A 23,659-nucleotide genomic window follows, 5' to 3' on the forward strand; every position below is an offset into this window, starting at 1 on the left:
CGCCGGCAGCGGTGCGATCTCCGTCACGTTGGCGGCGGAAGCGCCGGCGTGGCGGGTCTGCGCCGGCGATATTTCGCCGGCGGCTCTGGCTGTGGCCGAGCGCAACGCTTTGCGCAATGGCACAGCTGTGGACTTTCGGCTCGGCGATCTGCTCGAGCCGTTCGCGGGGATGGAGACGGATATTCTCGTCTCCAACCCGCCGTACATCCCCGGCGAGGATATCGCCGGGCTGCAGCGTGAGGTGCGCGACCATGAGCCGCGCACTGCGCTGGATGGCGGAGCGGACGGGCTGGACCCGTACCGCCGCATGATGGAGCAGCTGACGCTGCTCCCGGCACCGCCGCGCCTGATCGGCTTTGAGCTTGGCTTCGGTCAAGCTGAGCAAGTCGCTGCACTCCTTGCGGCAGCGGGCCATTGGACGGAGATTATCACCATTAATGATCTGGCTGGAATCCCGCGTCATGTGCTAGGCATAACGAGATAATATTGCCTGCTATGCAGAGGGTTCATTTTGTCCGGGGTAGAGAAATTGTATTTTCAATCCGACTTCCTTTACAATAGAATTTAGCAGGATTTCTTAGGGGATCATAAAGAAAGCCCAGATATAGAGTAGGGAGGCAGAGCGTGCTTCAGAAGATTAAAAAGATTGATGGTGCTATTGTAGTCGTTCTGTTATTACTCATGGTGGTCAGCATCTTCGCCATATATAGTGTTACTCATGGAAGAGAGAAGCTGGACGGACATCATATTCGTATGATGATGTATTATGCTATTGGTTTTGTAGCTTTTATTGGAATGACCTTTTTGGATTACAGAATTTTAGTGAAATATGCGATATATATTTATTTGTTCGGGATAGGGATGCTGGTGCTCGTCAGCTTTTTAGGCGAGACCAAAAATAATGCGCAAGGCTGGTTGACCCTGCCTGGGGGTCTTAGTCTGCAGCCTGCTGAGCTGTTTAAGCTGATATTAATTCTTTTTCTGGCGGCCATGCTTGTCCGCAAGAATAAGAGTAAGCTTTTGTTCTGGCGGGATGTTGTGCCACTCGGCCTTCTGACCTTGTTTCCGTTCCTTATTGTCCTTACTCAAAATGACCTTGGGAATGCCTTGTCTTACGTTGTGATTCTTGCGGGTCTGTTGTGGATAGGCAATATTAAATACACGCATGCATTAATCGGGTTGGTCATCGTGGCTAGTTCTGCGATTGCGGGAATTATGAGTTATATCCATTATCATGATGAAATTAAAACCTTCCTAACGGATATTGGACGATCTCACTGGATTGAACGTTTTGATCCTTGGCTTGTTCCAGACAAAGCGACAGCCAAAGCTCTTTATCATACTAAAAACGCCAAGCTGGCGATTGCCTCAGGTGGAATGAGTGGCGAAGGCTACATGAACGGCAGCTCCGTTCAGACGGATCGGGTGCCATATACGTATTCAGATTCTATCTTTGTGCAGATTGCCGAAGAATTTGGGTTTGTAGGTTCTGCGTTTGTGTTGCTGCTGTACTTTATTTTGATTCACCGGATGATTCTGATTGCGCTGGAGTCTAGGGATAGAGCTGGCCCTTTCCTGATTGTCGGCGTTGTCGCGATGATGTTGTATCAGATTTTTGAGAATATCGGCGCATTTATCGGCTTGATGCCATTGACTGGTATTACGTTACCTTTCATCAGCTTCGGGGGTACATCACTGCTCATCAATATGGCCAGCATCGGGCTGGTAATGAGTGTGCGTCTGCACGGGCAAGAAGTGGAAGAGGATTTCCCTAAACCTACTCCTTATGCAGCTGCCAAACAGGTGTAACCACGAAATAAAATAGAACCGTCAGGTCCTTATTGTTTAATAGGGGCACTGGCGGTTCTTTTTGCTGGAGGACGGCTTCGTCGGATTGGTGTAATATAATACGGACCGTTTCAGGTAAGCAGGCTGGAAGCAATTCGTATTAGTATTCGTATTCGTATTCGTATTTGTATTTGTATTTGTATTTGTATTTGTATTTGTATTTGTATTTGTATTTGTATTTGTATTTGTATTTGTATTTGTATTTGTATTTGTATTTGTATTTGTATTTGTATTTGTATTTGTATTTGTATCCTGACTCGGACTCAGATGCCCTTATATTCGAATATTAACTACTTATTGGATAGTATCGGACCGCAAAGACGTTATTTGATCAAAAAGACTGGATTTACTGCAAAGTGGCAAGTAATAACGACTCTGGAGTCCGCAAAAGTTCCCGTGGAGCAATAAATCCATAAATAAAGTCTACGGAGTCCGTTAGGTTTGGATCATAGAGTAAAATCACGTCAGAGAGTAATTTTAATAGAAAGATATTTTATAGATTGGCTACATAAATTTGGAATTATATTCACGAATGTTCTACAATAGAAAGGAACGACTTTCCCTGAGAGAGGAGAGTTGAAACCTTAACAGAGTAAGGGGCTTGCAGATGCTTCAAAAGTTCAAAAGGATTGATAAGGTAATTGTTACTGTTCTGATTTTGCTGATGGTGATTAGTATTTTTTCAATATACAGTGTAACCAATGGAAGAATAACGCCTCCGATGAAATTGGATGGATTTCATTTTCAAATGCTTAAATACTATATTTTAGGTTTTGTAGTTTTTATTGTGCTCGCTTTTGTGGACTTTAAGATATTTGTTAAACATGCACTTTATATTTATCTCTTGGGCTTAGTCTTGTTAGTGTCGGTTAGTTTTATTGGTAAAGTAGAGAACGGTGCTCAATTGGGACTTGAGATCGGTGGACTTAGGTTTCAGCCTGCCGAGCTGTTTAAATTGGTATTGATTCTTTTTTTATCATCGATCTTAATTCGAAAACAAGGGTCTACCTTAACCTTCTGGAAAGGGATTGTGCCTCTCACTATTCTTACGTTTATTCCATTTGGTATAGTGATTATGCAAAATGATTTGGGAAATGCCCTTAGCTACATCGTAATATTGATTGGGCTTCTATGGATCGGGAATATCAAATTATCGCATGCACTCATCGGTTTGCTTATAGTGGGTGGGATTGGTCTTGCTGGGATTTTGAGCTACATAAACTATCATGATGAAGCAGTCAATTTTTTTGAAGGCATTGGTAAGGATCATTTAGTGGAGCGGTTTGACCCTTGGCTGGTACCTGATTTAGCGACAGATAAGGCAAGCTATCACACGAAAAATGCCAAATTAGCTATAGCCTCCGGGGGAATGAGTGGAGAGGGATATATGCAGGGCAGCTCTGTGCAGAATAATCGTGTCCCATATACCTATTCGGATGCGATATTCGTGCAGATTGCCGAGGAGTTTGGATTTGTGGGATCTGCGCTGCTTCTCTTGCTCTTTTTTATTTTGCTGCATCGGATGATACTGATTGCTCTCGAGAGTAAGGAGCGTAGCGGTCCATTTCTAATCATTGGAATTACGGCTATGCTGTTGTACCAAATTCTTGAGAATGTTGGAGCTTTTATCGGCCTGATGCCGTTGACAGGAATAACACTTCCGTTTATCAGTTATGGAGGCACGTCTCTTCTAATTAATATGGCCAGCATGGGGGTCGTGATGAGCGTGCATCTTTATGGTCAGGATGTAGAGGAAGATTTGCAGCTGCATAAGGAGCTGGCATTGAAGTTATAAATTTAATAGATTCATAGGTTTGCAGTCTCTTATCTCCGGGCATACTACTAGCATGAGAGTTAAGAGGAGAGGGGCTGCAACAAATGAACGATAATCATATGGATAAAAGAGATTCCTTACGTGTAACTTTTAAGTATACTGCCATTTTAATTTGTTTTTTTATGGTCCTCATGATGGCTTGGGAAGGTCAAAAAACCGATGCTGCAGTAGCTGAAGTATCTATTCCCCAAGAATCTATCCGGTTACGTATTCTAGCTAATTCTGACGGAGCGCAAGATCAGCTGGTGAAACGGCAAATTCGCGATAAAATTGTGGAGCAAATGAACCAGTGGGTATCTGCTCTTGAGGATCCGCAGAGCTTGGAGCAGGCACGTGCTCTGATTAGAAATCATCTGCCGGAGCTTAACGCGTTGGTTGGATCAGAGCTGGAGAAACGGGGCATTGAATATTCCTATAAAGTGGAGCTGGGCGTAGTCCCTTTTCCAACCAAATTATACGGTGGTACCGTCTATCCTGCTGGGGAGTATGAAGCTGTACGGGTCACACTTGGTGCGGGCAAGGGACAAAATTGGTGGTGTGTACTGTTTCCTCCGCTTTGCTTTATCGATGCAGGCTCTGGAGATGCGGCAGCACCTGCTGCTGACAAAGGTACAAAAACAGTGTCCGCTTCTGGTGCTGATAACAGTGCTAAGGTGAAATCAGCAGCTGCAAAAACAGTACAGGCTGATTCCTCGGCAGGAAGTGCTCCATCAGGAGAAACCGCCGCTGAGCCAGAGGTACGGTTCTTCGTCTGGGAGCTGCTGCAAAACCTTTGGAACTGGATCAGTGGATTATGGTCGTAAGACCCCAGATATGTTACTATTTTATAAGCAGATCTATCACGGCTCCCGACTGGGGCCGTTTTTTTGCTAAGATAAATTATATCTTCTAGAAAGCCTGTGATGAGAATGAATGAACACAATAATCCTTTATTCGCCGTTCAACGGCGGAGTGGAAATAGAGATGAGACTGTATACTGGAAGTTGAATTCTGCTGAGGGAACGAATTCTGAGGTATTTCAGCCGAATGAAGCTGACAAGCTGGCGATAGCGGAGGCAGCAACGATGCTTCGTGAAGGCGGAACCGTGGCTTTTACAACCGAAACCGTCTACGGGCTAGGGGCGGATGCGCGAAATACGGCGGCGGTTGAGGCTGTTTTTGCAGCAAAAGGACGGCCATCTGACAATCCGTTAATTGTACATATTGCGGATACGGCAGCTTTGGACGAGCTTGTTGCAGAGGTGCATCCTAAGGCGGCCGCGCTGATGGCAGCTTATTGGCCTGGTCCGCTGACAGTTGTGCTTCCTGTTCGTGAAGGTGTGCTGTCGCCTTGTGTGACGGCGGGTTTGGATACGGTTGGTGTGCGGATGCCGGATCATCCGGTAGCTCTGGCGCTGATCAGTGCCGCAGGTTGTCCGGTTGCGGCGCCCAGTGCTAATCGTTCGGGTCGCCCGAGCCCGACATTAGCTTCGCATGTGATGGAAGATTTGGCTGGATACATTGATGGCGTCCTTGATGGTGGTGCTGCTGGAGTTGGACTAGAGTCAACAGTCGTGCAGGTACAGCCTGACGGAAAAGTTGCTGTGCTGCGCCCCGGAGGGATTACTTCTGAGCAATTGGCTGTAGTGGTGGGAGCAGAAGCTGTAAGCTCAGAGCCCGGTAATGCTGAGGCAACTGCTGCCTCTACCGCTACTGTCATGGCTGATTCGGGGACGACAATCTCTGTTGTTGATTCCAGTGCTGCTGAGCCAATCACAGCTAAAGCAACTACAGCACAATCTTCAGTGGATTGCCTGAATGTTAACAATCGTGAGCCTTTCGAAAGGGCTTCCGCATCTATTGAGCACCATGGTGCGGATGCTGCTAGCGACAATTCTGCACCGCGCGCGCCGGGCATGAAGTACACGCACTACGCACCGCGCGGCTGGCTTGGTGTAGTACGCGGCTCTTCCCCGCAGCGCGTGGCGGACGAAGCCGCAAGTCAACTTCAGGCGGCGCAGCTAAACGGCGAGATCACGGGCCTGCTCCTCTTCGAGGAGCATAAGGCCCTTTATCCCGGCGATCCTGCCGCCTGTGTCCTTTCCCTTGGCTCGTTATCCTCGCCGGAGGAAGGGGCTCGCTCCCTATATGCCGCTTTGCGGCGGTTCGATGAAGTGGGAGCGACTTACATCTTAGCCGAGGCTTGCCCATATACGGGCCTCGGCGCTGCCATCATGAACCGGCTTATGAAAGCCGCCGGCGGATCTGTCATCGACGCCGGATAACTACGGCGTTGCTTTTTCGTATATGACTCCCATATGAAGTCATGATTACCCCCTTGTCCGCATATCGTTGTTGTACAAGATATTTCGGACTTGGGGGGTTAAGCATGGGCTTAGGAGATGTATATACCGAATGGGGGCAGATTGTTACCATTACTATAATGGCGGTTGCATTAGGGATGGATGCCTTTTCGCTCGGTGTAGGGATCGGGATGAAAGGTATTCGTCTGCTGCATGTTCTGCAAATGAGTCTGCTCATTGCTGTTTTTCATATGCTGATGCCTCTCCTGGGTTTATTGACAGGAAGTTATGTTGGACACCTGTTAGGTCAAGTAACGACTTATGCTGCTGGAGGTCTTCTAGTTCTTTTGGGCGGGCATATGGTGTACAACTCCTTTCGTCCGGATACAGGAAGCTCGCGAGCTATGGATCATCGAACCTTGTGGGGGATGATACTTCTTTCGCTCAGTGTCAGTATTGACTCTTTCTCCGTGGGTGTATCACTGGGGATGTTTGTGAATGGAGTGCTTTTGACCATCTTAGCCTTCGGTGCTTGCGGGGGACTAATGTCGATTCTAGGGTTGCTAATTGGACGGCATGTCAGTCGTGGTCTCGGGGATTATGGAGAAGCGCTAGGCGGCGCAATACTTCTGGGGTTTGGCTTGCTATTCATCTTTTGATACAATAACGGCATTAGAATATTTAATTTCATGGGGGTGCAAAACATGCTGCATATTTTATTCGTCTGCACCGGGAATACATGCCGAAGTCCTATGGCTGAGGGGCTTTTACGAAAGCTCGCGAAGGAACGTGGAATCGACCTGGAAGTGCGGTCTGCAGGTGTATCCGCCATTTCCGGTACTTCTATATCAAGACATGCTGCGGCTATACTGCAGGAAGAAGGAATTCATGATTCAATGGAGTCGTCACAATTGACAGGTCAAGCTGTCGCTTGGGCCGACCTTGTGCTGACCTTGACGGGTGGGCATAAGCAGCATTTACTGCAGTATTTTCCGGATGCTGTAACGAAAACCTATACATTGAAGGAATACGTGCATGATGAAGATGCGGTGACGGAGGATATCAAGGAATTGGACAGCCTTTACGCAGATGCGGAGTTGAGCTTAGCCCTTGGTGGTGAACCGAATGCAACGGATCTGCAGCGGATGATTGAGATTCGCCAGCGTATTCCGAGCTTCGATATTTCTGATCCATTTGGTGGCACACGTGAGGACTATGAGCTAACTGCTGCTGAGATTCGCACTGCGCTATTCAGTTTGCTGGATAAGCTGGAAACCTTCCGCCATTTGTAAATGGTTGATTTTCAGTTCACTTTGCTTTAAGATGAAGTTACAAATAATCGGTTCCGATGTAACTGGCGACAAATGTGGATCAAACCACGATGGAGCATCGGAATAAACGGCCGGTCGCCTGGGCAAAAGAGCAAATCCGCAGCTACCTGCGGACTGCTCTTTTTTGTTTAAAATAAGCTTGTTTGAAGTTTGAGGAGGTAGAGTGATGGACGAAGTTGTGGAGCTATCATTAACTGAAGCCACCGTCACTGTGTTAAGAGAGTTGGCGGAGGCTGGTAACCTTGGGTCAGGCAAAATTGTTGTCGTCGGAGTGAGCACAAGTGAAGTTGCTGGTGTCCGGATTGGAACTGGTGGTGCACTTGAAGTTGCAGAACAATTGCTTGAAGGTGTTCGTTTAGTAGCAGCGGAAAAAGGATTTCATCCGGTGTATCAGTGCTGCGAGCATTTAAATCGTGCACTTGTAATGGAACGCTCTCTGCTAGAGTTACTTGGTCTGAAGGAAGTATCAGCTGTACCTATACGAGGTGCTGGAGGTTCGATGGCTACGGCTGCTTATCACGCTATGAAAGATCCTGTTTTGGCGGAAACGATAGAAGCTCATGCTGGTTTAGATATTGGCGAGACTCTGATAGGAATGCATTTACGGCGGGTAGCCGTTCCTTTCCGTCCGACTCTACGCTACATTGGAGCAGCCAGAGTGAATGCGGCATGGACCAGACCCCCACTAATTGGCGGGGAACGTGCGGTATATCGTGGTCCGGAACAAAGTGGTTCACAGTTTTGTGATTAACGAACTTTAGTTTTTATATTTTTTGCAGAAACGTAAACCTAAGTCACTTTATGGCGGGCAAATCGTTTCTACTTAAATACAACATATCTTCACACACTAGGGAGGAAATAAGAACATGGAACAATTGCGTAAGAGTGACCCGGCAGTACTAGAAGCGATGGAACTGGAACTGAAACGTCAGCGTGCCAACATTGAGCTTATTGCCTCAGAGAATATCGTTAGCGAAGCCGTAATGGAAGCTATGGGCTCCGTGCTTACGAACAAATATGCAGAAGGTTATCCAGGTAAACGTTATTATGGCGGCTGTGAAGATGTAGATATCGTTGAGAACCTTGCTCGTGATCGTGCAAAAGAATTATTTGGCGCGGATCATGTCAACGTACAACCACATTCCGGCGCCCAAGCAAATATGGCAGTTTATCTGGCTGCGCTTAAGCCGGGCGACACTGTTCTTGGAATGAATTTGGCGCACGGCGGTCATTTGACACACGGTAGCCCAGTTAATGCTTCTGGATTGCTTTATAACTTCGTTGCTTATGGAGTACAAGAAGATACCTTCCTAATTGATTATGATGAAGTACGTAAAGCAGCCTTCAAGCACCGTCCAAAAATGATTGTAGCTGGTGCTAGTGCCTATCCGCGTATTATTGATTTCGAAAAACTCGGCGCTATCGCCAATGATGTGGGTGCGTTATTTATGGTAGATATGGCCCATATCGCAGGATTGGTTGCTGCTGGCCTTCATCCGAGCCCGGTTCCTCATGCTCATTTCGTTACAACTACTACGCATAAGACTTTGCGCGGTCCCCGCGGAGGTATGATTATGTGCAGACAGCCATGGGCAGCTGCTATTGATAAAGCGGTATTCCCTGGTTCCCAAGGTGGACCTCTGATGCATGTAATTGCTTCAAAAGCAGTCGCATTTGGTGAAGCATTGCAGCCATCCTTTAAGACTTATGCTCAAAATGTAGTGAAGAATGCTAATGTTCTTGCAGAAACGTTGATCAGCGAAGGGGTTAACATTGTATCCGGAGGTACAGATAACCACTTGATGCTGCTGGACACCCGTAATCTGAACATTACCGGAAAAGATGCGGAAAAAGTACTAGATTCCATCGGGATTACTGTGAATAAAAACGCAATTCCATTTGATCCTACAAGTCCTTTCGTAACAAGCGGTATTCGTATTGGTACACCTGCAGTCACATCCCGTGGTATGGACGAGCAGGCGATGGTCACTATTGGACGTATCATTGCTAATGTTCTAAAGAATCCGAAGGATGAGGCAAACTTGGAAAAATCTGCCCGTCAAGTGGCTGAGTTGACTGACCAATACCCTCTTTATCCAGAGTTGAAATACTAAATCTTTGCTTCTAATAAGAAATGACTTTGCCTCCATTCATACCCTCTTCCGGGTTGGATGGAGGCTTTTTTGTTGCATATTGTTCACAAATATTACTGTAGGTATTAGATGAAATTGAATGAAATCAATCATGAAAGTTCATGGAACTTTCAATAAAATTAGTGAAAATAATGTGAATAGTATGAAAAATCCAAAGTTGCACAACATAATCTAGGTTTTATAAGTGATTGGTTTCCTAATTAAGCCAATCATTACCTTTAAAAACAAGGAAATACAAAGGAATATGTTCAATGTGAGTTCAAGTACCATTCTGAGGTGAAATGCAGCGGCGGGAGTGCTATAATAGACAGGATTTAGCCACTGAGAAGCAAAGCGCTTTCTATGGCTATAGACAAGACTTACAATTACCGGAGGGACAGTAAATGGGAAAATTGGTGATTTGCGATCATCCTTTAATTCAACACAAACTAACATTTATTCGCGACGTTAGAACAAACACGAAGGATTTCAGAGAACATGTTGACGAAGTTGCCACATTGATGGCTTATGAGATTACACGTGATATTCCACTAGAGACCATTACGGTACAAACACCGGTCACTGAGACGGAAAGCAAAGTGATTTCGGGAAGAATGCTGGGGCTTATTCCTATTCTCCGTGCGGGTTTAGGTATGCTTGAAGGTGTACTGAAGCTTCTACCTGCGGCTAAAGTAGGACATGTAGGGCTTTTCCGTGATCCAGACACTCTTCAACCAGTGGAGTATTATATCAAGCTTCCAACGGACGTACAGGAACGTGAATTGATAGTAATTGATCCGATGCTTGCTACAGGCGGATCCGCAATTGCTGCGATTACCTCACTGAAGAACCGTGGTTGTACGCAGATCAAAATGATGAACTTGATTGCAGCGCCAGAAGGTGTTGCTGCAGTTCAGGAAGCTCATCCGGATGTTGATATTTATGTAGCGGCGCTTGATGATCATTTGAATGAACATGGTTACATCGTGCCGGGTCTTGGTGATGCTGGTGACCGTCTTTATGGAACCAAGTAATAAGTAATTAAGTATTAAGTATAGTAATGCGAGAATATTTGATGAGAGGGTAGGGGTTATGTCCAAAATCAAAGTAATGACTATTTTCGGAGTGCGCCCCGAGGCGATCAAGATGGCTCCTCTGGTTCTTGAACTGAAGAAGCATCCTGAGCATATCGAATCAATAGTATGTGTAACAGCACAGCATAGAGAACTGCTCGATCAAGTGTTGGAAGTGTTTAATATCACCCCTGATTACGATTTGGACGTGATGAAGGACCGTCAGACCTTGAATGAGATTACTATTCGTGTGCTTGAAGGTTTGGAACCTGTACTGAAAGAAGCTAAACCTGACCTCGTGCTGGTGCATGGGGACACCTTAACAACGTTTTTAGCTAGTTACGCTTCCTTCCTGCAGCAAATTCAAGTTGGGCACGTAGAAGCAGGACTTAGGACATGGAACAAATTGTCTCCGTATCCTGAAGAAATGAACCGTCAACTCACAGGTGTATTAGCTGATCTACATTTCGCTCCAACCGATTTGTCAGCTAACAATCTGAGACACGAGAACAAAAAAGAATCAAGTATTTATATCACAGGCAACACCGTAACTGATGTGTTTCAATATACCGTACAGCCGGATTACCGGCATCCTGTTTTGGATTTTGCTTCAGGAAAAAGACTTATTTTGATGACCGCTCACCGAAGAGAATCTCAAGGTGAACCGCATCGTAATATCTTCCGAGCTATTAAAAGAATCGCTGATGAATTCGAAGATGTCGCCATTGTTTACCCTGTGCATCCGAGTCCTGCCGTTAAGGAACCTGCGCATGAGATACTGGGAGGACATCCAAGAATTAAGCTGATTGATCCGCTGGATGTCGTGGACCTGCATAATTTTTATCCGCATACCCACTTGATATTGACTGATTCCGGCGGTCTGCAAGAGGAAGCTCCTTCTTATGGAGTGCCTGTTCTTGTGCTTCGTGATACAACGGAGCGTCCCGAAGGGATCGAGGCTGGAACGCTGGAACTTGTGGGCACGGACGAGGAGAAGGTGTATCAACGGACACATGCTCTTTTGACTGATAATGAGCTCTATCAGTCGATGAGTCGGGCCGCCAACCCGTATGGAGATGGCAAGGCTTCCCAACGGATTGTCAATGCGATTTTGCACCATTTTGGTGTTAATAAGGAACGTCCTGAAGAGTTTCACAGAATGTTCACAAAAAATAAATAATTTCAATTAAACTAATATCTGATCTGATTAAAATCAACATACAGTGAAACTGTACGGTTTATATGGTTTTGGAACGTTTTGCTGTGATTATTTTCATGTTTTCAAGGGTTTTTAGGCAATGTTCAATGAATTGACAAAGACTCAGGAAATTCAGTAAAATTAGTTGGGATTGTAGCCCATGAAAGAACAAAATAGCAAGGACAGCTTGTTACAGACCGCGCTTGTCATTGGAAGTGCAGGCACTTTGCTTGCCGCTTACATTCTTATTGGTTTTTTTGCGGCAAGATGGCTGAAAGACCTGATGGAGGGTCCGAAATATTGGCTCGCCATTGGCACTATAACTGGAATGATTCTGGGAATTGTGAATGTCGCCTTGTTAATTAAAAAATTTTTGGGGGAGCAGAATGGATAATATGACTCCCATGATCAATACCGTCACTAGAGTTACGCTCGTCCTTATGGCAGGACTCTTAATGGGCTGGGTGCTTCATCATGAGACCCGGGCAATTACACTGGGCATGACTCTGGGTCTGGTGGCGGGATTGGTAAACTTTCGTTATCTGGCCGTCAAGGTTCGACGGGTTACGCAGTCGATTGCGAGCAACGAAGGGAATGCCTTCAGCCTCGGTTTTGTTACACGGATTAGCTTTGCAATTTTGGTCACCATGTTTTCGGTCAAGATTGAGCATTTCTCCCTGGTAGCAACTGTTTCGGGCGTATTCATTCCTCAGCTTCTCGCCATTCCTGCGGGGATATATCTGAGTGTGAAGAATAAGCTTTAACCAGATTAAAGAGAAAGGGGGATGATACTATGCATGACATGCCGAAAATATTTGTCGGGGGAATACCGATAGATTTATCCGCCGTGTTGATGCTTCTGATCAGTTGTACAGTGGTATTTGTTCTGGTTATGCTTTCGGTTCGTAAGCTTTCCGTTGAAAATCCATCCAAGCTTCAGAACTTCATGGAATGGGTAGTGGAATTTGTAGAGGGTGTCATAAGCAGTGCCATGGATCTGAAGAAAGGAAAACCTTACATATCTTTAGGGTTGACATTGATTCTGTTTATCTTTGTTTCCAATCTACTTGGATTGCCTTTCTCCGTTGTAACTGAGGCGCATGGACCTGTAACAGTGTTTGGCCACGTGATTGAAGCAACTAAGAACTTGGCGAATGGTGAGCATGCAGAAATTTTATGGTACAAGTCGCCAACTGCTGACATTAACGTCACTGCAGGATTGGCAATCATAGTATTTGTACTGATGAACTTTCTGGGCATTAAGCTCAACGGCAAACATTATTTCAAACACTACATCGAACCGTTTCCAATCTTTTTGCCACTGAACATTATCGAAAACCTGGCAAAACCTGTAGCGTTGGCTATTCGTCTATTCGCTAACATTTTCGCCGGAGAAGTACTGATTACAGTCATTTTGAAGCTGGGAATTCTCAGTATTCCGTTCCTGGCTGTATGGCAGGGCTTCAGTATTTTCGTCGGGGCACTACAAGCGTTTATCTTTACGATTCTGACGATGGTTTATATCGCACAGATGACGATTCACGAAGAAGAAGCACATTAATGAACTGCTGCGAAGAGAACGGCTATCGTCTGATTTTCCTTCGTGGGAGATATCTTATATCATTAAACACAAATATGAACCGAAATTAAAGGAGGATATTTACAAATGGAATTTTTAGCAGCAGCAATAGCGGTTGGATTGGGTGCACTTGGCGCAGGTCTTGGTAACGGTATGATCGTTAGTAGAACAGTTGAGTCCATCGCTCGTCAACCAGAAGCGAAAAATGCTTTGCAAACAACAATGTTTATTGGTGTAGGTATCGTCGAAGTTATTCCGTTGGCAGCAACAGTTATCGCATTCCTGATTATGTTTACTTAATAAACCGTAGTTACGGTTTGGCGGGGACGGCCGATGCCATCCGCGCCTTACTTTTGTATACGTCCGCATGACGCGGTAACGGAAGGGAGTGACCTCAGTGGATATTGTTTGGACAAACATAGTATTTTCAATTGTCGCCTTTGGGATTTTATATTTCTTGCTTAGCAAATATGCGTTCAGCAAACTTTTTGCAGTTATGGAGAAACGCCGTGAGCTGGTAATGCAGCAAATGGACGAAGCTGCGAAGACTAGAGAACAAGCGGTCGCGTATGTGGAAGAGCAGAAGCAAGCGCTGAACAGTGCACGCCAGGAAGCTCAACAAATTATTCAACAATCGCAAATCACAAGCAATCTACAGGTAGAACAAACTTTGGCACAAGCCAAAGCAGATGCAGCACGTGTCAAAGAAGAGGCCGTGCGCGATATTGAGAACGAAAAGAACAAAGCAGTGGAAGAGTTGCGCAGCGAAATTGGAACGGCATCTGTTCGTATTGCTTCTAAACTTCTTAAGAAAGAAGTTAGTGCTAACGGCGAGCAGGAGCAACTTGTGAACCAATACCTCAAAGAGGTAGGAGGCCAATCATGAGCCGCGATACGGTAGTTGCCAAGCGCTACGCTAGAGCATTGTACAGTGCAGCGGTAGAGAAAGGGATTACCCTTGAAGTAGAAGAAGAGCTCAAGGCAGTGGTTGGATTATTACATTCCGACCAAGAGATAAAGCGGTTTATTCTTGCACCGCGCATCTCGGAGTCCGACAAGCTGAAAGTGCTGCGCACAGCGCTTCAAGATAAGCTCTCTCCCATCGTGATGAACATTGTAGAATTGTTAGTAGAGCGAGGCAGAACCGATATTTTTGCCGATCTGCTGGATACGTATATCAAGATTGAAGGAGACGCTCTTGGCATTGGTGATGCTAAGGTATACTCTGTTTATTCTTTAAGTGAAGAAGAAAAAGCAGCTGTAGCTGCAGAATTCGGCCAACTCGTAAACCGTAAAATCCGGATTACGAATGTGGTGGACCCAAGCCTGTTGGGAGGACTGAAAGTTTATATCGGCGATACGCTGTATGACGGCAGTCTGTCTAACAAATTGGAGCGTCTCGAGAAATCCTTTAATGATAAGCATAGAAGATAGGGGTGAGGATATTGGGCATCAGACCTGAAGAGATCAGCACTTTGATCAAAAGTCAAATTGAGGAATATAAAGCCGATATCGAAGTTGCCGAAGTCGGCACCGTCATTCAAGTCGGCGACGGTATCGCCCGTGTCTACGGTCTGGAAAACGCAATGGCAGGCGAATTGCTAGAGTTCTCCAACGGAGTAGTGGGCATGGCGCTCAATCTGGAAGAAAGCAACGTCGGTGTTGTTATTCTGGGTGAGTACAAGGAAATTCGTGAAGGCGATCAAGTAAAACGTACAGGACAAATTATGCAAGTTCCTGTTGGTGAAGCTCTGCTCGGTCGTGTAGTTAACGCACTTGGTATGCCGCTTGACGGCAAAGGCCCAATTGCTACAACTGAATTCCGTCCTGTAGAAAATAATGCACCAGGTGTTATCGATCGTAAATCGGTACATGAACCGATGCAAACAGGTCTTAAAGCCATTGATGCGATGGTACCAATCGGTCGTGGACAACGCGAACTTATCATTGGTGACCGTCAAACAGGTAAGACTGCAATCGCAATTGACGCGATTATCAACCAAAAAGGCAACGGCATGAAATGTATTTATGTTGCCATTGGTCAAAAGCAATCCACAGTAGCACAGGTTGTAGAAACTCTTCGCCGTCATGGCGCTTTGGAATATACAATCGTTGTAACTGCATCGGCTTCCGAGCCGTCCCCATTGTTGTACATTGCTCCATACGCAGGTTGCGCAATGGGCGAATACTTCATGTACAAGGGCGAGCACGTACTGATCATTTACGATGACCTTTCGAAACAAGCTTCGGCTTATCGCGAATTGTCCTTGCTGCTTCGTCGTCCACCGGGTCGTGAAGCATTCCCAGGTGACGTATTCTACTTGCACTCCCGTCTTTTGGAGCGTGCAGCTAAGCTTAGTGATGAGCTTGGTGGTGGTTCATTAACCGCCCTTCCATTTATCGAAACACAGGCATCTGACGTATCAGCTTACATTCCTACGAACGTAATCTCGATTACAGATGGTCAAATCTTCCTTGAATCCGATCTGTTCTACTCTGGTCAACGTCCGGCGATCAACGTCGGTATCTCCGTTTCCCGTGTAGGGGGCTCCGCTCAAATCAAAGCGATGAAGAAGGTAGCAGGCTCGCTCCGTCTGGATCTTGCCCAATATCGCGAACTTCAAGCCTTCTCACAGTTCGGCTCAGATCTTGATAAATCTACACTTGCCCGTCTGAATCGCGGGGCACGTATGATGGAAGTTCTGAAACAAGGTGTGAATCAGCCGTTGTCTGTTGAGCATCAAGTACTTAGCTTGTACACAGCTGTAAAAGGATATTTGGATGATATTCCAGTTAAAGACGTAAAACGTTTTGAAAAGGAATTCCTTGCTTACATGGATAGCAGTGCTGCTGATGTAGCTCAATCCATCAGGGATACAAAAGATTTGACAGCTGATAACGAAGCCGCTCTTAAAGCAGCGATTGATACCTTTAAAAGAGGTTTCGCTACTAGCTAATATAGATAGACTTTAACGGATTTTACTAAGTGAGCTTTGGCTCTGCCGAAGCTCAGGCTGTGCTTATGAAGTAGCTTTGACTTCGTCAAAGTTAAGAGAATGCTTACGAAGTTAGCTTTGACTCCGTCAAAGCTAAGATGATGCTTACGAAGTTAGCTTTAACTCCGTTAAAGCTTTAAGGTGGTGAAATCATGGCAAGAAGCATGCGTGATATTAAACGTCAAATTAAGAGTGTTCAAAACACAAGACAGATCACAAAAGCGATGGAAATGGTAGCCGCATCCAAGCTGAGAAAAGCTCAGGAGAAGGCAATTGCCGCCCGTCCTTATGCTGAGAAGCTAAAAGAGGTTGTATCGAGCATTGCTGCTGGCACAGAAGGTGTTCAACACCCTATGCTGGTTAGCCGCCCTGTGAAGAAGACTGGTTATCTAATCGTTACCTCTGATAGAGGGCTTGCAGGTGGTTACAACGCTAATATTTTGCGTAAGGTGACGATGCTCATCGCGGAGAAGCATAAGTCCAAAGATGAGTACGCATTGTTTGTTATTGGTCGTAAAGGTCGTGACTTTCTACGTCGCCGTGAATATCCGATTGTACAGGAAGTCACTGAGCTATCGGATGCGCCGAAGTTTGCTGACATCAAGTCTATCGCGAATTCGGCAGTACAGCAGTTTGTAGATGGTACGTATGATGAGCTGTATGTTTGTTACAATCAATTCGTCAATGCTATCACTCAGATCCCAACCGTTGAGCGACTGTTGCCTATGGATGGAGTAGGGAATCAAGAGCATCATGAAGCTTCTGCAAACTACGAATATGAACCTTCACCGGAAGGCGTGCTAGAAGTATTGCTTCCAAAGTACGCTGAAACTTTGATTTATAGCGCAATTCTGGATGGCAAGGCCAGTGAGCTGGGTGCGAAAATGACAGCTATGGGCAGTGCAACGAAGAACGCGTCGAAAATGATCGGAGAACTTACCCTTACGTACAACCGTGCCCGTCAGGCGGCAATTACGCAGGAAATTACCGAGATCGTGGCCGGAGCGAACGCGCAGTCTTAAAATACAAGAAAAGTTAAACTAAGTGCTTAACTTGTCTTGTGTTTTACGAGAAACAGTGTCGCTTGCTTAGGGTGCATAGCTCCTTAAGAACGGCACTGTAAGTTCTTCTTAAAAGATAACAAAGTATAGGTTTTACACTATACAAAATGCTTATATTTCTACGAGAAACGGTTGTCACCTTTATAAGACGACAACGTCGTTTCTTCTTGATGTAACAGCTTTCGAGGAGGGAAAAGAAGATGAACAAAGGACGCGTTGTAAGCATTATGGGTCCGGTTGTCGATATTGAATTTGAACGCGGCCAGTTGCCCGAGATTTTCAACGCTATCAAAATTGAAACCGTCTTGGACAATGGTCGTCAGCTTAACCTAACACTTGAGGTTTCCAATCATTTGGGAGACAATCTGGTACGTTGTATCGCGATGTCTTCTACTGATGGTCTGGTTCGTGGACTGGATGCGATCGATCAAGGAGGTCCAATCTCGGTTCCTGTAGGGGAAGCGACATTAGGCCGTGTATTTAACGTACTTGGCAATCCAATTGATAACGCTGGTGAAGTTCTTGCTGAGAAAAAGAACCCGATTCACCGTCTCGCACCAACATTTGACGAATTGTCAACACAAGCGGAAATCTTGGAAACAGGTATTAAAGTTATCGACTTGCTCGCACCTTATGCTAAGGGTGGTAAAGTCGGCCTCTTCGGCGGTGCCGGCGTAGGTAAAACAGTAACAATCCAAGAATTGATTAATAACATTGCCCAAGAGCACGGTGGTATTTCCGTATTCGCAGGTGTCGGTGAACGTACTCGTGAAGGTAATGACCTTTATCACGAAATGACGGATTCCGGCGTTATTAAGAAGACAGCAATGGTCTTCGGACAAATGAACGAGCCTCCAGGTGCACGTCTTCGTGTAGCTTTGACCGGTTTGACCATGGCGGAATATTTCCGTGATGTGGAAGGCCGCGATACGCTGCTCTTTATCGATAATATATTCCGCTTTACCCAAGCGGGTTCCGAAGTGTCCGCTCTTCTCGGCCGTATGCCATCCGCGGTTGGTTATCAGCCGACTCTGGCTACTGAAATGGGCCAGCTGCAAGAGCGTATCACATCGACTAAAAAAGGTTCCGTTACATCGATTCAAGCAATCTACGTACCGGCGGATGACTACACTGACCCTGCTCCGGCTACAGCGTTTGCTCACTTGGATGCAACAACTAACCTTGAGCGTAAAATTTCCGAGAAGGGGATTTTCCCAGCGGTTGACCCACTGGCTTCCAGCTCGCGTTTGCTAGCTCCAGAAATTGTTGGTGAAGAACATTACAACGTGGCACAAGGTGTTAAACAATTGCTGCAACGTTATACCGAGCTTCAAGACATCATTGCCATCTTGGGTATGGATGAATTGAGTGAGGATGATAAGGTTATCGTAGCTCGTGCTCGTAAAGTTGAACGCTTCCTGTCGCAGCCATTCCACGTGGCTGAACAGTTCACTGGCTTTAAGGGTAAATATGTACCAATCAAAGAAACTGTACGCAGCTTTAAGGAAATCCTGGATGGTAAGCATGATGATCTTCCAGAAGCAGCTTTCCTATTTGTAGGTACGATTGAAGAAGCAGTAGAAAAAGCGAAATCGATGTAACCTGAGCTTAGCTAATGCTTTCGATGCAAGCTTTACTTCGTAAAGCTTAGTGCATGCTTTCGAAGCGAGCTTTACAATGTAAAGCTTTAAGGAGGAATGGAAGTGAATACCTTTTTGTTGGAAATTGTCACGCCGGAGCATCTCGTTTACTCCAAGCAAGTGAATAGCTTGATTGTAAGAGGGGTCGAAGGCGAGTTGGGTATTTTGCCGGGACACATTCCGCTTGTGACTCCACTTCAGGTTGCTCCGTTATCCGTCAAATCGGACGGTGTTACGATCTCCATCGCTGTTCATGGCGGGTTCGTTGAAGTGCATAAGGACAAAGTAACCGTGCTGGCTGAAAGTGCTGAGCTGCCGACAGATATCGATGTTGAGCGCGCCGAAGCGGCTAGAGAACGGGCTCAACGCCGTCTCCAGACTCGGAGCAAACAAGATGATATCGATCACCGCCGTGCGGAATTGGCGCTGCAACGCGCTGTTACACGGATTAAAGTGTCCACTGGAAAAGGACAACAGTAGGATAAAAGCAGTCAAGCCTTAGGGTTTGACTGCTTTTTATTATAGTAATCTATTGAAAAAAGGTTAAAATTTCTTCATTATTTTGGATAATGGCGTTGAATTGTTTAAAAATTTGTAAAAGTACTGGATTCTTTTGCCCTTCACAAGTATGATATAAGAGTCGATTTCCGAGTAATACGAACACGGAGGGTTAGCATGGAGGATATATTGTCGGGTGGGTTGTCTAGCGCAGTTGGAACCAGCAGTATGGTCTCAATGATTGTATCTTTGCTCAGTGTTGTATTATCTTGGTGGGCATTGCAGAACCTTAAGCTCGATTTGGTCATAAGATATCCCAAGAGTCCTCAGGGAAGGCTGCTGCACTTGCTGTTGGCCATTGTACTTGGTCGTTTTGTAGCGGGGTTCTTCCTGGATTACCTGAGCTGGAGTGGGATGATCCGATATATGTTTTAAGGGGATGTAGTTTGGTTATAAGTGTCTTAGGTCGCAGTGGTCAAAAGGTGTCGAATAATAAGGTTTTATTATGTCAACACTGAACTTTAAGGAACATGCCCGAGTAAATGGGCGTATTGATGGAGTAGAGAACTTTTTTTGCAATTACTTTAATCTAAAAAAATAATTTAAGAAATAATGGACGCGGAGGGAAACCGAAAATGAGCAAATTTATCGTCCGCGGTGGCAACAGATTGACCGGGAGCGTGAAAGTTAGCGGCGCAAAAAATTCCGTATTACCGATCATAGCCGCCTCTCTATTGGCAGAAGAAGGAGTAAGCGTCATTGTAGACGCACCTCCGCTTGATGATGTGATGACGATATCAAAAATGCTGGAATCTCTGGGTGCAGGGGTTACATATCAGAACGATATTATCCAGGTGGATGCTACAAATATCACATCCTGTGAAGCACCTTATGAATGGGTTCGAAAAATGCGGGCGTCTTTTTTAGTCATGGGCCCACTGTTATCTAGACTTGGTCAGACAAGAATTTCCCTGCCAGGCGGCTGTGCCATTGGTACACGACCGATTGATCAGCATTTGAAAGGGTTTGAAGCACTGGGTGCGGAGATTAGTCTCGGCCAGGGCTACATTGAAGCGAAAAGCAACGGACGCCTGCGCGGTGCCAAAGTGTATTTGGATGTAGCAAGCGTAGGTGCGACCGAAAATATAATGATGGCAGCTACACTAGCCGAAGGCGTGACCGTTATCGAGAATGCAGCTAAGGAGCCTGAGATTGTCGACCTGGCCAATTACTTGAATGGTATGGGGGCAATCGTACGTGGTGCGGGAACAGGCGTTATCCGTATTGAAGGGGTAGAACGTCTGCATGGGGTCAAACATCATGTAATCCCTGACCGTATCGAAGCAGGTACGTACATGGCGGCTGCAGCAATTACCGGTGGCGATGTATATGTGGAAGGCGCGATTGCTGATCACTTAGGTCCTGTTATTGCTAAGATGGAAGAAATGGGTGTAACCATTATTCCTGACGAGAACGGTATTCGTGTAATCAGTGACAAGCCTCTCAAAGCTGTTGATTTGAAGACTTTGCCGTATCCAGGTTTTCCTACGGATATGCAGTCGCAAATGATGGCATTATTGCTGCGTTCTGAAGGTACCAGTGTCGTTACAGAAACCGTATTTGAGAACAGGTTTATGCATGTGGATGAATTCCACAACATGAATGCTGAGATTAAGATCGAAGGTCGCTCAGCGATCGTTACAGGTAATGCACAATTGGTCGGAGCTAAGGTTTGTGCTACGGATCTGCGTGCGGGAGCTGCGCTTATTTTGGCAGGTCTGGTTGCTGAGGGCACTACTGAAGTAAGCGGAACTCATCATATTGACCGCGGGTATGTTCATTTGGCTGAGAAACTGTCCGGACTGGGTGCGGAAATTTGGCGCATCTTCATGGAAGATACTTCAGCGCAAACCGTGAAGGATGAAGTTCTTAAACCGGAAGTATCCAAGAGTGAATCGACTAAAAACGAAGAGGTTAAACCACGCTTTCAGGTTCAACCAACTTGGGTATAATATCAATCATTAGGAGAGACCAGGCTGCAGGCTGCAGCTTGGTCTTTTTTTATGGAATCCTCATTTGATGGGGATTTTTTTGTATGCAATTTAATAGCCTGTGGTCTAGTAATAGATTGAGGACAGGAACTCTCTTTCTCTCAAATTGTGTTCTAGCAGTTGCTGCAAATTCATATCTATAAGAATCACCAGTGATTCACGGAAGGAGCCATAGAGATGAAAGATTTCCGCTACTTGCGAAGAAACAAGACAACGCGCTGGCACTCGCGTCCCCTTGCTCCCCGGCGCAGGCGACTCATCCCCGTCGCCTGGCTCGCAGCGCCTTTCCTGGCGGCGCTGCTGATTCCGCTGGCGGTTGTCCCGCTACACCGGGGACAACCGGCGCCTGTGGCCGTGCCGGCGGTCACGGCCCCTCCGGCGGCGCCGGAGAAGGCTGCGCAGGAAGCGCCGCAGCCGAACGTCTCTGTCTATTTGTCGCACAGCGGACAAATAGAGACATTGCCGCTGGAGGACTACGTCCGCGGCGTGCTAGCGGCCGAGATGCCGGCCGACTTTGAGCTTGAAGCGCTCAAAGCGCAGGCCGTAGCGGCCCGCACCTTTATCATGCGCCGCCTGGTGGCTGGCGACAGAAGCGGCGTACCCGTTCCGGAGGCGGATGTAACCGATACGGTAAGCCATCAGGCTTACATATCTAAGGACACGCTGGAACGGCAATGGAAGCTCGGCGGAAGAAGCGCCGACCTCGCAAAGCTGCAGCGCGCGGTCCTTGAGACGCGCGGAGTGATCATGACTTATAAAGGGCAGCCGATAACGGCCTCCTTTTTCGCCTCCAGTGGAGGATATACTGAGAACTCAGAAGAGTATTGGAATGCAGCGATTCCCTATCTGCGCAGTGTAACGAGTCCCTGGGAGAAAGAGATTACCCCAAACTATGCAGTGACTAACACCTTTACTGTTGCTGAGATACTTACTAGATTGGGTCTAAACGATAAAGTCATTCCAGCCTCCAAAGAAACTACCAATTCAGGAACTACAACGAAGATTTCATCATCTTCGAGATTACCTATGGAAGTGTTGTCTCTTACCACTGGACATCGGATTAAAGAGATCTCAATTGGAGGCTCTATATTTACTGGACGTGAAGTGAGAGAGAAGCTAGGCCTACGATCCAGCCAATTTAGTTGGAGTCGTAAGGGGAATAAGATCTTAATTACGACCTTCGGAAATGGACATGGAGTAGGGATGAGCCAGTGGGGGGCAAACGGTATGGCCAAAGAGGGTGGAACTGCTACCCAAATTCTCAAACACTATTATAGTGGGATCTCATTTACGCAAATCTCAACTCTTCTGAAAAAATAACTTGAAAGATACGTATAAAAGAGAAAACCCCGGTAACACTGGTTACTGAGGTGATAACCATATGAATGAACAAGACAAAAACAAAACAAACCAAGATGAATCTCTCAAAAAAACTCAGGGAGATTTACCTGGCGCAAAACCTTCTTCATGGAACAGACTGGTATCTAAACGTTGGGTATTCCCAGCAGTCTACACGGCGGCAGCGGCAATTATACTAACCTTGGTGTGGGTCTATCAGGATGCCGGCCAGAAGCCGCTCAACCAGGACACTGCCGCCATTTCGCAGCAAGTAGGAACTTCCGCTAACGAAGCTGGTACAACAACCGGTGGTCCAGATGCACTTGAAGTTGTTGCTTCAACGGAAAGTATGACTTGGCCAGTAGCTAATCCAGGTGAAGTAGAAGTAGTTAAGCCGTATTATGATGAGAATGGTACAGAGGACAATCACGTTGCCGCTATGGTGCAATATAACGACAAATTTATTCCTAATGTCGGAATCGATATTGCCCGTGAAGACAACAATACGTTCGATGTCAAAGCAGCGCTCAGCGGTGAAGTGACCAGAGTGGAAGATGTTGCGGTATTAGGTAAAGTGATTGAAATTACCCATCAAGGTAATTTGAAGACTGTATACCAAAGTCTTGGTGAAACAAAAGTTAAACAAGGCGATGAAGTGAAGCAAGGAGATACTCTTGCTACAGCTGGTCGCAGTGAGATCGAAAAGAACCTTGGAAATCATGTACACTTTGAAGTGTACGAAGATGGCAAAGTAGTCAATCCATCGGATTTACTGCCACAGCGATAAAAATTTCTATA

The 23,659-nt window shown here is 46.0% G+C and carries 25 protein-coding genes and 1 riboswitch; all 25 genes read left to right on the forward strand.

All coding sequences use genetic code 11. The features are described from left to right. Positions 1 to 484 (forward strand): HemK/PrmC family methyltransferase (locus MHH60_RS28010; RefSeq protein ID WP_341161182.1); only part of this gene is annotated, 484 nt, incomplete at its 5' end. 140 nt (positions 485 to 624) lie between these two features. Further along, entirely contained in the window at positions 625 to 1,809 is a 1,185-nt protein-coding gene (locus tag MHH60_RS28015; protein WP_076123938.1) for an FtsW/RodA/SpoVE family cell cycle protein, read from the forward strand. A 646-nt stretch (positions 1,810 to 2,455) separates the two neighbouring features. Then, entirely contained in the window at positions 2,456 to 3,643 is a 1,188-nt protein-coding gene (locus tag MHH60_RS28020; RefSeq protein WP_076137886.1) for an FtsW/RodA/SpoVE family cell cycle protein, read from the forward strand. 83 nt (positions 3,644 to 3,726) lie between these two features. Continuing rightward, entirely contained in the window at positions 3,727 to 4,485 is a 759-nt protein-coding gene (gene spoIIR / locus MHH60_RS28025; protein ID WP_081389131.1) for a stage II sporulation protein R, read from the forward strand. Between the two features lie 105 nt (positions 4,486 to 4,590). After that, positions 4,591 to 5,946 carry an L-threonylcarbamoyladenylate synthase gene (locus tag MHH60_RS28030; protein ID WP_076137932.1) on the forward strand — a complete coding sequence of 452 codons (1,356 nt, stop codon included), beginning with the start codon at positions 4,591 to 4,593 and terminating at the stop codon, positions 5,944 to 5,946. 104 nt (positions 5,947 to 6,050) lie between these two features. Then, positions 6,051 to 6,623, forward strand: coding sequence for a manganese efflux pump MntP (locus MHH60_RS28035; protein WP_038573646.1), 573 nt, complete (start codon positions 6,051 to 6,053; stop codon positions 6,621 to 6,623). Positions 6,624 to 6,668: 45 nt separating this feature from the next. Further along, positions 6,669 to 7,256: a low molecular weight protein arginine phosphatase gene (locus MHH60_RS28040; RefSeq protein WP_036681588.1), complete on the forward strand. Its 588-nt coding sequence runs from the start codon at positions 6,669 to 6,671 to the stop codon at positions 7,254 to 7,256. Positions 7,257 to 7,304: 48 nt separating this feature from the next. Further along, positions 7,305 to 7,387: riboswitch (ZMP/ZTP riboswitch) on the forward strand. A 74-nt stretch (positions 7,388 to 7,461) separates the two neighbouring features. Then, on the forward strand, positions 7,462 to 8,046 hold the full coding sequence (locus MHH60_RS28045; RefSeq protein WP_076137884.1) for a TIGR01440 family protein: 585 nt from the start codon (positions 7,462 to 7,464) through the stop codon (positions 8,044 to 8,046). A 115-nt stretch (positions 8,047 to 8,161) separates the two neighbouring features. Further along, on the forward strand, positions 8,162 to 9,409 hold the full coding sequence (gene glyA, locus MHH60_RS28050) for a serine hydroxymethyltransferase (RefSeq protein ID WP_076137882.1): 1,248 nt from the start codon (positions 8,162 to 8,164) through the stop codon (positions 9,407 to 9,409). Between the two features lie 422 nt (positions 9,410 to 9,831). After that, entirely contained in the window at positions 9,832 to 10,461 is a 630-nt protein-coding gene (upp, locus tag MHH60_RS28055) for a uracil phosphoribosyltransferase (protein WP_036681583.1), read from the forward strand. Between the two features lie 58 nt (positions 10,462 to 10,519). Next, entirely contained in the window at positions 10,520 to 11,680 is a 1,161-nt protein-coding gene (gene wecB / locus MHH60_RS28060; RefSeq protein WP_076137881.1) for a non-hydrolyzing UDP-N-acetylglucosamine 2-epimerase, read from the forward strand. 178 nt (positions 11,681 to 11,858) lie between these two features. Then, positions 11,859 to 12,092 carry an AtpZ/AtpI family protein gene (locus MHH60_RS28065; protein WP_036681579.1) on the forward strand — a complete coding sequence of 78 codons (234 nt, stop codon included), beginning with the start codon at positions 11,859 to 11,861 and terminating at the stop codon, positions 12,090 to 12,092. Then, complete coding sequence (locus tag MHH60_RS28070; protein WP_036681578.1) at positions 12,085 to 12,462, forward strand: ATP synthase subunit I; 378 nt, start codon at positions 12,085 to 12,087, stop codon at positions 12,460 to 12,462. The genes MHH60_RS28065 and MHH60_RS28070 overlap by 8 nt, the downstream gene beginning before the upstream one ends. 29 nt (positions 12,463 to 12,491) lie before the next feature. Then, positions 12,492 to 13,259: a F0F1 ATP synthase subunit A gene (atpB, locus tag MHH60_RS28075; RefSeq protein WP_036681575.1), complete on the forward strand. Its 768-nt coding sequence runs from the start codon at positions 12,492 to 12,494 to the stop codon at positions 13,257 to 13,259. A 105-nt stretch (positions 13,260 to 13,364) separates the two neighbouring features. Next, on the forward strand, positions 13,365 to 13,577 hold the full coding sequence (gene atpE / locus MHH60_RS28080) for a F0F1 ATP synthase subunit C (RefSeq protein WP_036681574.1): 213 nt from the start codon (positions 13,365 to 13,367) through the stop codon (positions 13,575 to 13,577). A 97-nt stretch (positions 13,578 to 13,674) separates the two neighbouring features. Next, a complete protein-coding gene (atpF, locus tag MHH60_RS28085; RefSeq protein ID WP_076123930.1) occupies positions 13,675 to 14,163 on the forward strand; it encodes a F0F1 ATP synthase subunit B in 489 nt (162 codons plus the stop codon). Next, positions 14,160 to 14,711, forward strand: coding sequence for a F0F1 ATP synthase subunit delta (locus tag MHH60_RS28090; protein ID WP_076123928.1), 552 nt, complete (start codon positions 14,160 to 14,162; stop codon positions 14,709 to 14,711). Before atpF ends, MHH60_RS28090 begins: the two co-directional genes overlap by 4 nt. Positions 14,712 to 14,722: 11 nt before the next feature. Further along, positions 14,723 to 16,234 (forward strand): F0F1 ATP synthase subunit alpha, encoded by a 1,512-nt coding sequence (gene atpA, locus MHH60_RS28095; RefSeq protein ID WP_036681566.1) that lies wholly within the window; start codon positions 14,723 to 14,725, stop codon positions 16,232 to 16,234. A gap of 191 nt (positions 16,235 to 16,425) precedes the next feature. After that, on the forward strand, positions 16,426 to 17,295 hold the full coding sequence (gene atpG / locus MHH60_RS28100) for an ATP synthase F1 subunit gamma (RefSeq protein WP_036681564.1): 870 nt from the start codon (positions 16,426 to 16,428) through the stop codon (positions 17,293 to 17,295). Between the two features lie 239 nt (positions 17,296 to 17,534). After that, positions 17,535 to 18,935 carry a F0F1 ATP synthase subunit beta gene (gene atpD / locus MHH60_RS28105; protein WP_036681562.1) on the forward strand — a complete coding sequence of 467 codons (1,401 nt, stop codon included), beginning with the start codon at positions 17,535 to 17,537 and terminating at the stop codon, positions 18,933 to 18,935. A gap of 102 nt (positions 18,936 to 19,037) precedes the next feature. After that, positions 19,038 to 19,454: a F0F1 ATP synthase subunit epsilon gene (locus MHH60_RS28110; RefSeq protein WP_036681559.1), complete on the forward strand. Its 417-nt coding sequence runs from the start codon at positions 19,038 to 19,040 to the stop codon at positions 19,452 to 19,454. 195 nt (positions 19,455 to 19,649) lie between these two features. Next, positions 19,650 to 19,907 carry a DUF1146 family protein gene (locus MHH60_RS28115; protein WP_036681556.1) on the forward strand — a complete coding sequence of 86 codons (258 nt, stop codon included), beginning with the start codon at positions 19,650 to 19,652 and terminating at the stop codon, positions 19,905 to 19,907. Between the two features lie 200 nt (positions 19,908 to 20,107). Then, the gene (murA, locus tag MHH60_RS28120; RefSeq protein WP_076137879.1) at positions 20,108 to 21,484 is read left to right on the forward strand and encodes a UDP-N-acetylglucosamine 1-carboxyvinyltransferase; all 1,377 of its coding nucleotides are present in this window, start codon (positions 20,108 to 20,110) and stop codon (positions 21,482 to 21,484) included. Positions 21,485 to 21,700: 216 nt separating this feature from the next. Further along, on the forward strand, positions 21,701 to 22,843 hold the full coding sequence (spoIID, locus tag MHH60_RS28125) for a stage II sporulation protein D (protein ID WP_076137877.1): 1,143 nt from the start codon (positions 21,701 to 21,703) through the stop codon (positions 22,841 to 22,843). A gap of 61 nt (positions 22,844 to 22,904) precedes the next feature. Beyond that, positions 22,905 to 23,648: a M23 family metallopeptidase gene (locus MHH60_RS28130; protein WP_076137875.1), complete on the forward strand. Its 744-nt coding sequence runs from the start codon at positions 22,905 to 22,907 to the stop codon at positions 23,646 to 23,648. The last annotated feature ends 11 nt before the right edge of the window (positions 23,649 to 23,659 follow it).

This window comes from Paenibacillus sp. FSL H7-0716, from assembly GCF_038002705.1.
Lineage (GTDB): Bacteria > Bacillota > Bacilli > Paenibacillales > Paenibacillaceae > Paenibacillus_AQ > Paenibacillus_AQ odorifer.